This window comes from Kitasatospora sp. NPDC101447 (genome assembly GCF_044767225.1).
GTDB lineage: Bacteria > Actinomycetota > Actinomycetes > Streptomycetales > Streptomycetaceae > Kitasatospora.
Genome location: NZ_JBIWNL010000007.1, coordinates 301,154 through 314,976 on the forward strand (window position 1 = coordinate 301,154; position 13,823 = coordinate 314,976).

At 72.4% G+C, this 13,823-nt stretch carries 10 protein-coding genes; 6 read left to right on the plus strand and 4 right to left on the minus strand.

The features are described 5' to 3' along the window. The first annotated feature begins 540 nt into the window (after positions 1-540). From ACIRST_RS13820 to ACIRST_RS13830, 3 genes are all read left to right on the plus strand, one after another. Positions 541-2,268, plus strand: a complete 1,728-nt coding sequence (locus ACIRST_RS13820; RefSeq protein WP_402802419.1) for a carbamoyltransferase — start codon at positions 541-543, stop codon at positions 2,266-2,268. 203 nt (positions 2,269-2,471) lie between these two features. Beyond that, positions 2,472-3,197, plus strand: coding sequence for an HAD family hydrolase (locus tag ACIRST_RS13825; RefSeq protein WP_402802420.1), 726 nt, complete (start codon positions 2,472-2,474; stop codon positions 3,195-3,197). After that, complete coding sequence (locus ACIRST_RS13830; RefSeq protein WP_402802421.1) at positions 3,190-4,476, plus strand: MFS transporter; 1,287 nt, start codon at positions 3,190-3,192, stop codon at positions 4,474-4,476. Before ACIRST_RS13825 ends, ACIRST_RS13830 begins: the two co-directional genes overlap by 8 nt. 124 nt (positions 4,477-4,600) lie before the next feature. Here the strand turns inward: ACIRST_RS13830 and ACIRST_RS13835 are convergent, their stop codons facing one another. From ACIRST_RS13835 to ACIRST_RS13845, 3 genes are all read right to left on the minus strand, one after another. Continuing rightward, on the minus strand, positions 4,601-5,134 hold the full coding sequence (locus ACIRST_RS13835; protein WP_402802422.1) for a HEAT repeat domain-containing protein: 534 nt from the start codon (positions 5,132-5,134) through the stop codon (positions 4,601-4,603). An 84-nt stretch (positions 5,135-5,218) separates the two neighbouring features. Continuing rightward, positions 5,219-6,034 carry a hypothetical protein gene (locus ACIRST_RS13840; protein ID WP_402802423.1) on the minus strand — a complete coding sequence of 272 codons (816 nt, stop codon included), beginning with the start codon at positions 6,032-6,034 and terminating at the stop codon, positions 5,219-5,221. A gap of 140 nt (positions 6,035-6,174) precedes the next feature. Next, entirely contained in the window at positions 6,175-6,954 is a 780-nt protein-coding gene (locus ACIRST_RS13845) for a VOC family protein (RefSeq protein WP_402802424.1), read from the minus strand. A 356-nt stretch (positions 6,955-7,310) separates the two neighbouring features. Here ACIRST_RS13845 and ACIRST_RS13850 point away from each other — a divergent pair, with 356 nt between their 5' ends. After that, positions 7,311-8,153: a hypothetical protein gene (locus ACIRST_RS13850; protein WP_402802426.1), complete on the plus strand. Its 843-nt coding sequence runs from the start codon at positions 7,311-7,313 to the stop codon at positions 8,151-8,153. A gap of 141 nt (positions 8,154-8,294) precedes the next feature. Then, a complete protein-coding gene (dnaE, locus tag ACIRST_RS13855) occupies positions 8,295-11,828 on the plus strand; it encodes a DNA polymerase III subunit alpha (RefSeq protein ID WP_350522474.1) in 3,534 nt (1,177 codons plus the stop codon). A gap of 109 nt (positions 11,829-11,937) precedes the next feature. Here dnaE and ACIRST_RS13860 read toward each other — a convergent pair whose 3' ends face one another. Further along, positions 11,938-12,825, minus strand: coding sequence for a LysR family transcriptional regulator (locus ACIRST_RS13860; RefSeq protein ID WP_350522473.1), 888 nt, complete (start codon positions 12,823-12,825; stop codon positions 11,938-11,940). 29 nt (positions 12,826-12,854) lie between these two features. Here ACIRST_RS13860 and ACIRST_RS13865 point away from each other — a divergent pair, with 29 nt between their 5' ends. Further along, complete coding sequence (locus ACIRST_RS13865) at positions 12,855-13,787, plus strand: dihydrodipicolinate synthase family protein (RefSeq protein WP_402802428.1); 933 nt, start codon at positions 12,855-12,857, stop codon at positions 13,785-13,787. Positions 13,788-13,823 lie beyond the last annotated feature (36 nt).

The window sequence follows — 13,823 nt, forward strand, 5'->3', positions numbered from 1 at the left end:
ACCGGTTGAGCAGCCCGGCGGCGGGAACGGTGGCCCGGCCGCGGGTGCCGCTGGGAGGGCCGGATCGAGGCGGAGGGCCTCGGTCCGGCCCTCGGTGTTTCCGGGGCGGACGTCGCAGGGCCGGGCGTTGCCGACGGTGCGGTGCTGATGGTGCGTCATGTTGCCTGTGGTGCCGGTGTGGTGGGGCGGCGGCGGGACGGCCGGGAGGCGGCGGAAGTGCCGGTCGGGCGCCGTCCGTGGACCGGAAAGACTGTTTCCGGACAGCTACCCACAGTGATCAAGGGGGTTGTGGTCCAGACCTCTTGTCGGGCATATGCCATCCGGCCAGCAGGGATGATCACGCTACGAACTGTTGTTAACCAGACGGCCGTCCCGGCGTCACCGTCCGACGGCCGGTCAGGTTGACCGGATTCCCCACGGCGTCGTTGATCTCCCGGGAAACCTCTCCATAGAGTCGCGGTGCACTCCAGCCTCACCAGCTCGCAAATCCGTGGAAATGCCGTCGGGCCATTTCCCGCGACTCAAGCATCGGAGCGGCACATGCTCGTTCTCGGAATCACCAACAACGACCTGGCCGGCGCCTGCCTGGTCCAGGACGGTACGGTCGTCGCGGCCGTCAGCGAGGAGCGCTTCTCCCGGGTCAAGGACCACAAGACCTGGCCGGAGCAGTCGATCGACTACGTCCTGAAGGAGGCCGGCGTCAGCCTTTCCGATGTCGACCGGGTGGCCTACGGATGGCAGGCGGGATTCAGCGCCGAAAAGCACCTGTTGCTCTACGTGGACCGAATTTCGGAGGAGGCCAGGCTTCGCCCGGAGGCGCTTCCGCACCTCCGCAAGCGGATATCCGACGAAATTCTGAACGACCGCGAGAAGCGCGGCGAGTTCGATGCCTTCATCGAGGAGAACGGACTGCGCGGCAAGGTGGTTCACGTCGACCACCACGAGTCGCACGGCCTGGGCGCCTTCCTCTGCTCCCCGTTCGACGACGCCCTCGTGGTCACCTGCGACGGCCGCGGGGACTTCCAGTCCCTGACCGTCACGCACTACTTCCCCGGCGGCGAGGAGGTGCTCCAGCGCGAGACCTCGATCGACAGCCTCGGCTACTTCTACGGCCGGATCACCAAGCTGCTCGGCTTCCGGCCCAACCGCCACGAGGGCAAGATCACCGGCCTCGCCGCCAACGGGGACCCGGAGAAGCTGCTCCCGCTGATGCGGCGCATGATCGACGTCGAGGAGAACGGCGCCATCCGGGCCCGCTGCGGCGACTGGTACCAGCCGTCCTACCAGGGCTACTCCGAGGAGTTGCTGGCCGAGATCTCCACCCACGAGCCGGCCGACGTCGCGGCGGCGGCCCAGCGGCACGTGGAGAACCTGCTGACCGCCGTGGTCGCGCGGCACATCGGCCGGGCGCCGAGCGGGAACGTCTGCCTGTCCGGCGGGGTGTTCGCCAACGTCAAGCTCAACCAGCGGATCTTCGAGACCGAGGGCGTGCGGAACGTCTACGTGCTGCCGCCGATGGGTGACGGCGGGCTGCCGCTGCAGACCGCCGTGATCGTGGCCCACCGGGAGACCGGCGAGCGCCCGCGGGTGCCCTCGATGGCGCTCGGGCCGGACGCGGCGATCTCCGAGGGCCGGTTGGACGAGATCCTGCGGGACTACCCCGAGCTGCGCTACCGCCGGCTCGGCGAGTCCATGCAGGACGTCCTGCTCGCCGCGCTGGACGCGGACCAGGTCATCGGCACCTACCGCGGCCGGATGGAGTTCGGCCCGCGCGCCCTCGGCCGGCGCAGCGTCATCTACGGCACCGCCGACGTGACCATGAACGACTGGCTCAACAAGCGCCTGAACCGTACCGAGTTCATGCCCTTCGCGCCGATCACCGCCGAGGACCTGGCGGCCGACTGCTACGTGGGCTGGGAGCCGGAGCAGCCGGCCGCGCTGTTCATGACCATCACCTACGACTGCCACGAGCCGTTCGCCAAGGCCTGCCCGGCGGTGGTGCACGTCGACAACACCGCTCGGCCGCAGATCGTCCGCTCCCAGGACGACCCGTTCCTGCACGGCCTGCTGATGGCCTGGTACGACCGCAGCGGCCAGGCGGCGCTGGTGAACACCTCGTTCAACAAGCACGAGGAGCCGATCGTCGGGTCGCACCGGGACGCGCTGGACCCGCTGGCCGACGAGGTGATCGACCTGCTGCTGGTGGACGACGTGTACCTGGTCTGGAAGGACTCCGCCGACGGCTTCATGGCGCGGCAGGCGGGCTAGGCCGGCGGGCCGGAGCCCGGAGCCCGGAGCTCGGAGCCCGGAGCCCGGAGCCCGGAGCCCGGAGCTCCGGGGTCCGGGTGGCCGGGGCCGGGTCGGTCGGGTGGGCGGATTCTCGCTGTGAGGTCTAGTCCAGTTGACCGTCCGGCCGATGGGAGTTGAACTGTCGTCAGACCGTATGGCGCAAAAGCCGAGTGAGGAGACCGATGCAGCCGCAAGCGGGAACGCGGTACGAGGTCGAGGCCGTCGTCTTCGACATGGACGGGGTCCTGATCGACTCAAGGCCCGTGATCGAGGAGGCGTGGCGGACGGTGGCCCGGCGCCACGGCCGGGTGCTGGCCGACCCGGAGGTCGAGGAGTACGTCCACGGGCGGACCGGCGACCAGACGGTGCGGCTGATCTTCCCGGACCACTCGGACGCCGACCGGAAGGCCATCTGGGCCGAGGTGGACACCGTCGAGGAGGAGGCCCCCTACCGGGCCGTCGCCGGTGCGGACGGGCTCGCCACCCGGCTCTGGCGCGCGGGTGTGCCGATCGGCCTGGCCACCAGCAGCTGGACCCGGAAGATCGACAACGCGCTGGGCGGGCTCGGCCTGCTCGACGTCTTCCGGGTGCGGGTCACCCGGGACGACGTCGAGCGGGGCAAGCCGCACCCGGACCCGTACCTGGCGGCCTGCCGGGGACTCGGGATCCGGCCGCAACGCGCGCTGGTCTTCGAGGACTCGATCAGCGGGGTGCGCTCGGCCGTCGCCGCCGGGTCGGTGTGCGTCGGGATCGGCGGGCCGGCCCTGGTCGAGGCCGGCGCGGTGGTCGCGGTGCCGGACTTCACCGCGTTGCTGGTGGAGCACGGCGGCGCCGGCGGGGCGATCACGCTGACCGACCCGGACGGGCGGGTCACCGTGGCGCTCGCGGTCGGACCCGACGGTGACTGAGCTGCGCCGGGCCGAGTCCACCCCCGCCCTCGTCGACACCGCGCCGGGACCGGCGGCGGAGGAGGAGCCGGCCGCGACGCCGGTGATGGCCGGGTCGGCGGCGGTCTCGGCGTTCTGCGTCTTCCTCGTCCTGGGTGTGCTCACCGCCTCGCTCGGCGCCTCGCTCCCGTTCCTGCGGGAGCGGTTCGGCGCCGAGCACGAGGTCGGGCGGGTGGTCTCCGCGTACAACCTCGGGGCGCTCGCGGCGACGGTCTGCATCGGGCTGCTCGGGCGGCGGCTGAACGTCCGGGCGGCCCCGCCCGTCCTGCTCGCGGTCTTCGCGGCGGGCGCCGCGGGGATGGCGGCCAGTCCGGGCTGGACCGCCTACCTCTGCTGCGCGGCGGTCACCGGCATCGGCTACGGCGGGCTGGCGCTCACCCTGAACACGGCGTTCGCGCGCGGGTTCGCCGGGAACAGCGTGGTGATGGTCAACCGGCTGAACGCGGTCTTCGGGATCGGCGCGATGCTGGGCCCGCTGGCCGCGGGGGCCGTCGGGCACACGGACATCCGGCTGCTCGCGCTGGCGGCGGCGGTGTGCGCGCTGCCGTGCTTCCTGGTCGGACGCGCGGGGGCGGTGCTCGCGGCGCCCGGAGCCGCGCCCGGAGCCGCGACCGGTGCGGACGGTGACGCGGGCGGGACCACAGGCGGGGACGCGGGCGGGGACGCGGGCGGGGACGCGGATGGTCGCGGGGGCCAACGTGCCTGGATCGGGCTGGAGTTGCTCCCGTTCCTGCTGGTCGGCCTGGTGTACGCGGGCATGGAGACCAGCATCGGCACCTGGCAGTCGACCCAGCTGGTGCGCGACGGCTGGAGCACGCAGGCCGCGACGACGGCGGCCTCGGGATTCTGGGCCGGGATGGCCGTCGGGCGGCTGGTCGTCCCGCAGTTGACCAGGCGGCTGCCGGGCCGGACCACCTTGCCGGCCTACCTGGCCGCCGGGCTCGGCGCGCTCGCGCTGGCCGCCGTGCCGCACCTCGCGGTGGTGGCCTACCCGCTGGCCGGGCTGGCGCTGGCGCCCGTGCTGCCGACCCTGATCGCCTGGGTCTCCGGCGTGGCCGCGGTGCCGCAGCAGGCGACCTCGGTGCTGACGCTCTGCTGCATGCTCGGCAACGCCGTCGTACCGGCGGTGGTGGGGGCGCTCGGCGGGTCGGGCGGGGCGGTGGTGATCCCGCTGGTGCTGGCCGGGGCGTGCCTGCTCTGCCTCGGGCTCGCGCTGTGGCTGCGGGCCGCCCGGCGGTAGGCCGTAGGGCGGCCGTAGGGGTACGTGGGCGGACGGGCGGTGCCGGTGCGCAGGAGGTCGGACGGGCCGACTTCCTGCGTATCGCGCATCGCGCGCCGGGCACCGAACTCCGGGGCGCCGGGCCTCAGCGCGGGCGGGTGCGCTTGTGGATCGGGCCGCCCGGGATGAACCAGCCGGCCTTCTTGCGGACGGTCGGGTTCGGATCGCCGTCGTGCGAGGCCTGCAGCGCGGCGAGGGCGCGCGGATCGGTGTGGACGAACTTGCCGACGAGTTCGGCGGCCATCGCGCGGACGTGCGGGTCCGGGTCGGTGGCCAGGTGTCGCAGCGCCGGGGCGAGCACGCGGTCCGCGCCGGGGGCGCAGGCGTCGTCCTTGCAGCGGTCGCAGGCCAGGGCGTGGAAGGCGGCGGTCCGGACGCGGGCGTCCGGGTCGTCGGCCATGGCGATGAGCAGGTCCATCGAGTCCAGGTCGACCAGGTGGTCGAGGAGGCGGCAGCAGCCCTCCCGGATGGCCGGGTCGGCGTGGGAGAGACCGGTGCGGATGGCGTCCAGCGCGTCGGCCCCGCGGCCGAGCAGCGTGTGGTAGGCGGCGACGGTGCGCTGGGGGTCGCCCAGGCAGGAGACGAGGGCTTCGTTGTCGGTCCGTGTGAATCCGAGCATGGGGCGAGTGTCCGCCGCAAAGGGCGGCGGGGCAAAGGGATTTCGGGCCGGGGAGCCGGTTCGGGGAGCCAGGGGTTCAGGGGCTCAGCGGGGGCGGCGGGCGCGGCCGTGGACGAAGAGGGAGAGGCAGGTGACGGCGGCGATCCCGCAGGCGACCATGCCGAGGCCGAGGAGCATGATCGTGCCGTCGTCCAGGCCCTGGACGAAGTCGTGGGCGGTGTTGCCGTTGGCGTCGACGGTGACCTTCTCGCCGTCCGGGTGGCCCGAGATGTAGGTGACCATCGCGATGATCGCGCCGACGCAGAGCGCGGCCGCCAGGAGCAGCCAGCCGCCCGCCTTGCGGGTCCACTCCTCGCCGGTGAGCAGCCGGGCGTTCGGGCAGTGGTCGATCACGGCGTTGCCCAGGGCGGGGGCGCTGGTGGCCAGGCCGTCGATCCGGACCCGCTTGCCGCCGACCAGGGTCAGGATGCAGCGGTAGTCGTTGCCGAAGCGGTGGGCGAAGGCGCCGACCGAGTCCCGGCGGGTCGGGACGGTGACGGCGACGACCTCGGGCCAGCGCCAACTCCCCTTCGGGCCGCGGGCATTGCCGTGGACCAGGCCGTGCTCGTGGACGTCGAAGTACTCGCCGCCGCCACCGCGCAGTGCCCGTACGGCCTGGGTGAGGCCGATGCCGAGCCCGCACACGCCGAGGCCGAGCGCCACGCCGAGCCCCTGGCCGCCGCCGGAGGAGCCGTCGTCGCTGCTCCCGAGCAGGGCCCACAGGCCCAGCCAGGAGGTGAGGACGCCGATCGGCAGGGCCCACGCGGCGTTGACCCAGCGCGTGCCGTTGGCGACCCGGTGGCGGCTGAGGAGGGCTCCGAGGGCTTCGGTGGTGGCGGTGGTGTCGGTGGCGTCGGTCACGGTGGTCAGTCAAGCAGGAGTGGTTCGTTCACCTCAAGGGTGTTGACGTGGGCGGAAGTTGGCGCGGACGGGTGAGGGCCGGGGCCCGCCCGCCCGAGTGGTCCGGACGGGCGGTCCCCGGCCCGGGGGGTGGGGTTGGGCTACATCGGGCCGGGCTTGATCATGGCGAAGGGGGCGCCCTGGGGGTCGGCGACGACGGTCATCCGGCCGGCCACCATGTCGAAGGGCGGGGCGAGGACGGTGCCGCCGCGCTTGACCAGGGCGTCCACGGTGGAGTCGACGTCGTCGACCGCGAAGTAGGTCAGCCAGTGCGCCGGGGTGCCGGGCGGGTCGTTGGCGAGGAGGGTGGCGCCGCCGACCGCGCGGCCGCCGACCCGCAGCTCCCAGTAGGAGTCCGCGCCGGCCAGCGGCTCGATCTCGATGCCGAACGCCTCGCCGTAGAAGGCGGTGGCGGCGGGGATGTCGCCGGTGTGCAGCTCGTTCCAGGTCAGTGCTCCGGCCTCGTTGACCACTCGGGCGCCGAAGAACTCGCCGGGCTGCCAGGCGCCGAAGACCGCGCCCTGCGGGTCGGCGGCGATCAGCATCCGGCCCAGGTCGCCGACGTCCACCACCGGGACGAGCAGGGTGCCGCCGGCGGAGACGATGGCGTCCTGGGTGGCCTGGGCGTCGGTGGTGGACAGGTAGCTGTTCCACACGGTCGGCGGCTCCGGCATCCCCTCGGGGGACATCGCCGGGCCGATGCCGGCCGCGGCCTTGCCGGCGAGCTCGCAGACCGCGTAGCCGCCGAACTCGGCCGGGCCGGGCTGGCCCTGCCAGCCGAAGAGGTCGCGGTAGAAGTCCAGCGCGGCCTGCTGGTCCTTCGCCATCAGGTCGACCCAGCAGGGCGTGCCGGTCGCGTACGGGGTGGTGACTTCAGGCATTTTGACCCTTTCCGGTGGGTTTTGCTGCCGGTCACGATTTCGTCGCCGGAGGGGAATCGCCACTCGACACGCCGCCGCGGCGGTGGTCCGCCGGGTGGCGGGTGAGGGTCGGGGCGCGCGGCCTGATCGGCCAGGCCTCGGCGCCCGGGGGCCGAGGGCCTGCGGCCGTCGGGCCTGCACCACGAGGTCCACCTCGGCGACCCGCGCAGGACGGCGCCCGGGAAGCTGAAGACCGTCGTGCGCCAGCCGGTCGACCGCCTGGGCTGAGGGATCGCCGGTGCCGGTCCGCGATCCGCCGGAGGGCGGCGCCGGAGGGTGTTGTCCGGGCGATCGGGGGCTGCGGCACGATGGACCACGTGACACAGCGGAGACACGAGTACGCACCGCCGAACACCCTCCCCGGGCTGCTGCAGCGCGGTCGCGGCCTGGGCGCCACGATGGCGGCGGAGGACCCGGCGGCCGCCGCCGACCTGGTGTACGGCTGCATCCGCTGGGAGTGGCGCTGGGACGCCGCGCTGGACGACCGCCACCTCTACCTCGCCCGGCTGGTCCGGGACCTGGAGCTGCCGCTCGCCCCCGTCGTCGGGATGCTGGCCGGGGACGAGGGGACCCGCGACCGGGCGGCCGGTGTGCTGGCGCTGCTGGCCCGCGGCGGCTCGGCCGAAGCCCGGGACGCGCTGCGGGCGCACCTGCCGCCGGAGACACAGGAGACACCGGAGGCACCGGAGGCACCGGAGGCGCAGGAGGCGGGGCAGGGGGAGCTCCGCGTCGTGGCGCCGCCGGACGGGCCGGGAGACGAGCCGGACGTCCCGGCGCTGCTCGCCGAGCTGGAGCGGGACTGGGTGGACGGCACCTGGTGCGGCCCGATGCGCACGGCGCGCGGGCTGGCGCGGGCCGGTGCGCAGGCCGCCGGGGCGATCTCCCTCCTGCGCCGCTTCTGGCTGTGGACGCCGCACTCGCACGAGCGCCCGTCGTACCTGGAGGCACTGGCGGCGCTCGGCTCCGCGGGCACGGCCGAGGCGTACGCCGAGTCACTCTGGGACTGCGAAGCGCGAGCCCGGCTGCTCGGCGTCGAGCACGCCCCCGACCGCCCCGACGTCCGGGACCGCCTGGCCCGCCTGCGGGACGACCCGATGGAGCACTCGGCCGTCCGGAAGGCCGCCGCGACACGGCTCGGCGGCGGCTCGACGGCGGGCTAGAGTAGACGCGTGAACGTGTGAGTGATGGTCCGGACCCCGTGAGACGGTCCGGGCCACATCCATTTCCAGGGCTTCCCCTCCCTGTGACCCGCGCGTTCGCCGGCCCACCAGACCAGCACCAGAGCCTCCGGAGGCCCCGCCTTGAGCGACCAGCCGTTCGCGCATCTGCACGTCCACACCGAGTACTCGATGCTGGACGGTGCCGCCCGGCTGAAGCAGATGTTCAAGGAGGTCGAGCGCCTCGGTCAGACCCACGTGGCGATGACCGACCACGGCAACATGTACGGCGCCGCGGAGTTCCACCGGCAGGCCACCGACGCCGGCATCACCCCCGTCATCGGCATCGAGGCGTACGTCGCCCCCGAGTCGCGCTCCAACACCAAGCGCATCCTGTGGGGCCAGCCGCACCAGAAGAAGGACGACGTCTCCGCGTCCGGCGCGTACACCCACAAGACCATCTGGGCCCGCAACAAGGAGGGCCTGCACAACCTCTTCAAGCTGACCTCGCGCTCCTACGCCGAGGGCTGGCTGGTGAAGTGGCCCCGGATGGACAAGGAGCTGATCTCCGAGCTCTCCGGCGGCCTGATGGCCACCACCGGCTGCCCCTCCGGCGAGGTGCAGACCCGGCTGCGCCTGGGCCAGTTCGACGAGGCCGTGAAGTCCGCCGCCGACTACCAGGACATCTTCGGCAAGGAGAACTACTTCCTGGAGCTGATGGACCACGGCCTCGACATCGAGAAGCGGGTCCGCGACGGGCTGCTGGAGATCAGCAAGAAGCTGAACATCCCCCCGGTCGTCACCAACGACTCGCACTACACCACCGAGGCCGACGCCGGCGCGCACGACCTGCTGCTCTGCGTCCAGACCGGCAAGAACCTCTCCGACCCGGACCGCTTCCGCTTCGACGGCACCGGCTACTACATCAAGTCCGCCGCCGAGATGTACGCGCTGGACTCCTCGGACGCCTGGCAGGAGGGCTGCCGCAACAGCCAGCTCCTCGTCGCCTCGCGCGTCGACACCGAGGGCATGTTCAAGTTCAAGAACCTCATGCCCCGCTTCCCCATCCCGGAGGGCTTCGAGTCCGAGGCGGACTTCTTCAAGTCCAAGGTCTGGGAGGGCATGGACTGGCGCTTCCCGGGCGGGTACGACGAGGAGCACAAGAAGCTCGCCGAGTACGAGATGGACACCATCATCCAGATGGGGTTCCCGGCGTACTTCCTCGTGGTCGCCGACTTCATCATGTGGGCCAAGAGCCAGGGCATCGCGGTGGGCCCCGGCCGTGGTTCGGCGGCCGGCTCGCTGGTCGCGTACGCGATGGGCATCACCGACCTCGACCCGATCCCGCACGGCCTGATCTTCGAGCGCTTCCTCAACCCCGAGCGCATCTCCATGCCCGACGTCGACATCGACTTCGACGAGCGCCGGCGCGGTGACGTGATCCGCTACGTGACGGAGAAGTGGGGGTCCGACAAGGTCGCCATGATCGTCACGTACGGCACCATCAAGGCGAAGGCCGCCATCAAGGACTCCTCGCGGGTCCTCGGCTACCCGTACGCGATGGGCGACCGGATCACCAAGGCCATGCCGCCGGACGTCATGGGCAAGGGCATCCCGCTGTCGGGCATCACCGACTCCTCGCACCCGCGCTACAGCGAGGCCGGCGAGATCCGCGGCCTGTACGAGACCGACCCGGACGTCAAGAAGGTCATCGACACCGCGCGGGGCATCGAGGGCCTGATCCGCCAGCCCGGCGTGCACGCCGCCGGCGTCATCATGTCCGCCGAGCCGCTGACCGACCACATCCCGGTCTGGACCCGGCACACCGACGGCGTCACCATCACGCAGTTCGACTACCCCACCTGTGAGGGGCTCGGCCTCCTCAAGATGGACTTCCTCGGCCTGCGCAACCTGACGATCATGGACGACGCCGTCAAGGCGATCGAGAAGAACAAGGGCATCAAGATCAACCTGCTTGATCTGCCCCTGGACGACAAGCCGACCTACGAGCTCCTCTCGCGCGGTGACACGCTCGGCGTCTTCCAGCTCGACGGCGGCCCCATGCGCTCGCTGCTGCGCCTGATGAAGCCCGACAACTTCGAGGACATCTCGGCCGTCCTGGCGCTGTACCGACCGGGCCCGATGGGCGTCAACTCCCACACCAACTACGCGCTGCGCAAGAACGGCCAGCAGGAGATCACCCCGATCCACCCGCAGCTGGAGAAGCCCCTGGAGGAGGTGCTCCGGCCGACGTACGGCCTGATCGTCTACCAGGAGCAGGTGCAGAAGGCCGCGCAGATCCTCGCCGGCTACTCGCTCGGCCAGGCCGACCTGCTGCGCCGCGCCATGGGCAAGAAGAAGAAGGAGATCCTGGAGGCGGAGTTCGTCCCCTTCCAGAAGGGCTGCCGCGAGCGCGGCTACTCCGACGCGGCCATCCAGGCGGTGTGGGACGTCCTCGTCCCCTTCTCCGGCTACGCGTTCAACAAAGCCCACACCGCGGGCTACGGGCTGGTCTCGTACTGGACGGCCTACCTCAAGGCCAACTTCCCGGCCGAGTACATGTCCGGCCTGCTCACGTCCGTCAAGGACGACAAGGACAAGTCCGCGGTCTACCTCAACGAGTGCCGCAAGATGGGCATCAACGTCCTTCCGCCGGACGTCAACGAGTCGGACTCGGACTTCACCCCGCACGGTGACGACACCGTCCGCTTCGGCCTCACCGCCATCCGCAACGTCGGCGGGCCGGTGGTCGACTCGATGATCCGGACGAGGAAGACCAAGGGGAAGTTCTCCTCCTTCCCCGACTTCCTGGACAAGGTCGAGTCGGTGGTCTGCAACAAGCGGACCGTCGAATCGCTGATCAAGGCCGGGGCCTTCGACTCGCTCGGGCACACCCGCAAGGGGCTCAGCGCGCAGTTCGAGCCGATGATCGACAACGTCGTCGGTGTGAAGCGCAAGGAGGCCGAGGGGCAGTTCGACCTCTTCGGCGGCGACGCCACGGCCGACGAGCCGAGCTTCGGGCTCGACGTCGTCTTCTCCGAGGAGGAGTGGGAGAAAGCCTTCCTGCTCACCCAGGAGCGGGAGATGCTCGGCCTGTACGTCTCCTCGCACCCGCTGCACGGCATCGAGCACGTGCTCGCCGACAAGGCGGACTGCGCGGTCGCCGACCTCGCGGAACGGCCGGACGGCACGATCGTCACCATCGGCGGCATCATCTCGGGCCTCCAGCGGAAGATGACCAAGCAGGGCAACGCCTGGGCCATCGCGACCGTCGAGGACCTGGCGGGCTCGATCGACTGCATGTTCTTCCCGGCGAGCTACCAGCTGGTGTCCTCCCAACTGGTCGAGGACGCCGTGGTGTTCGTGCGCGGCAAGCTCGACAAGCGGGAGGACGTGCCGCGGCTGATGGGGATGGAACTGTCCGTCCCCGACCTGTCGAACGCGCACGCCGAGGCACCGATCGTCATCAACATCCCGAGCGGGAAGGTCACGCCGCCGCTGGTGGCGCGACTGGGGGAGGTGCTGGGGAGCCACCGGGGCACCACCGAGGTCCGGGTGCGGCTGGAGAGCCGCACCAAGACGACGGTGCTGCGGCTCGACCGGCACCGGGTGAAGTCGGACCCGGCGCTGTTCGGGGACCTGAAGCAGCTGCTCGGGCCCAGCTGTCTGGTGGTGTGAGGCCCCTGCGGGTGCGCCCGACCGGCGGATCCTGAGTGCGGGCGGCGGCCTTCCGCTGCGCGTGGTTCCCCGTGCCCCTTCCGGGCGCGGGGAACTTCTACTCCCGGCTTCAGGAGCCGCTGCCGAGGCCCGGCGGTACCGCGGTGTGGAGCGCCGAGACGAAGGCGGAGATGGCCGGGTGGGAGCCGGCGCCGGCCCGGAAGGCGGCGCGCGTGCGGCGGTACATCGGGAGTCGGGTGAGGACCACGCCGGGCGGGGGCTGGGCGGTGCCGAGGTGGGGGACGAGGGCCACGCCCTGCCCGGCGGCGACCAGGGCGAGGACGGTGGTGAAGTCGTCGATCTGGTGGCGGATCCGGGGGGCGAAGCCGGCCGCCTCACAGGCGCGGACGGCCATGGTGTGGCAGAGCGTGCCGGGCGGGGACATGATCCAGGGCGCGCCGCGCTGTTCGGCGATCGTCCCCGGGGTGCGGGCGGCCAGGTACATGGGTTCGGTGAAGACCGGGCGGGTCGCCGCGAGGCCGGGCTCGGGGTCGGCCGGGACGAGGTCGTACTCGTGCACCAGGGCCACGTCCAGCTCGCCCGCGCGCAGGGCCGCGCCGACGGCCGCCGGGTCGACCTCGGTGACCATCGGCTCCAGCCCGGGGTGCCAGGCGGCCAGTTCCGCCATCACCGCCGGGATGATCGCGCGGGCCGCCGAGGGGTAGGTGCCGATCCGCAGCGGACCGGCCAACCCCCGCTTGGCGTGGGCGAGTTCGGCGCCCGCCTGCTCCAGCAGGGCGAGCACCGACTCGGCGTGCCGGACCAGGTTGCGCCCGGCCGGGGTGAGGGTGACCCGCCGGCCGGTGCGCTCCAGCAGCGGGACGCCGGCCTCCTTCTCCAGGACGGACAGCTGCTGGGAGACCGCGGAAGGGCTGAAGGACAGCGCCTCGGCCACGGCCGCGATGGTGCCGAGGTGGGCGAGTTCGCGCAGCAGGCGCAGGCGTCGGACGTCGAGCATCGGCTCAGCTTACGAGAAGCGTCGGAAATGTGAACTGGACCTGCGGTGACGGCGGCCGCAGGATCGTGGACATGGAACTCAAGGGCATCTACGTCCCCCTCGTCACCCCGTTCGCCGCCGACGGCAGCGTCGCCCTCGACTCGCTGGAGAAGCTCGCCCACGAGCTGCTCGACGCCGGTGCGGCCGGACTGGTCGCGCTCGGCACCACCGGTGAGCCGGCCGCGCTGAGCGCGCAGGAGCGGGACGCGGTGGTGGACGTCGCCGCGGCCGCCTGCGCCACGCGCGGGGCGCAGCTGATCGTCGGCGCGCACGGCGGGGACACCGGGGCGACCGCCGAGTCGCTGGCCGCGCTCGCCGCGCGGGTGCCGCGGGCGACGGCCGCGCTGGTCACCGTCCCGGCGTTCGTACGGCCCGGCGAGGCGGGGACGGTCGCGCACTTCCGGGCGCTGGCCGCGAGCAGCCCGCTGCCGCTGGTCGTCTACCACATCCCGTACCGCACCGGGCAGCAGCTGTCGGCCGCCGCGCTGCGCGAGATCGCCGCCATCGACGGCGTGGTGGGCGTCAAGTACGCCACCGGCGGGCTGGACCAGGCGGGCGTGGAGCTGCTCGCCGCCGCCCCCGCCGGGTTCGCGGTGCTGGCCGGGGAGGACGCCTTCCTCTCGCCGATGATGGCGCTCGGCGGGCCCGGCGGCATCCTCGCCTCCGCCCACCTGGCCACCGGCCGGTTCGTGGAGCTGGCGCAGGCCTGGCAGGCCGGGGATGTCGACCGGGCACGGGCCCTCGGGCACCGGCTGACCGGCCTGGCCCTGGCCGCCTTCGCGGCGCCGAACCCGGCGGTCACCAAGGGCGTGCTGCACGCCCAGGGGCGGATCCCGACCCCGGACGTCCGGCTGCCGCTGCTCCCGGCGGGAGCGGCGGAGGTCCGCGCTGCGCTGGACCTGGTGAATGGTCTGGACCGCTAACCTCCGCCCGTCCGGAGGGCCTCCCGCGTGGTGGCC

Coding starts and splice junctions, on each gene's coding strand:
- ACIRST_RS13820 (WP_402802419.1), top strand. CDS start 541: ATGCTCGTTCTCGGAATCACCAACAACGACCTGGCCGGCGCCTGCCTG.
- ACIRST_RS13825 (WP_402802420.1), top strand. CDS start 2,472: ATGCAGCCGCAAGCGGGAACGCGGTACGAGGTCGAGGCCGTCGTCTTC.
- ACIRST_RS13835 (WP_402802422.1), bottom strand. CDS start 5,134: ATGCTCGGATTCACACGGACCGACAACGAAGCCCTCGTCTCCTGCCTG.
- ACIRST_RS13845 (WP_402802424.1), bottom strand. CDS start 6,954: ATGCCTGAAGTCACCACCCCGTACGCGACCGGCACGCCCTGCTGGGTC.
- ACIRST_RS13860 (WP_350522473.1), bottom strand. CDS start 12,825: ATGCTCGACGTCCGACGCCTGCGCCTGCTGCGCGAACTCGCCCACCTC.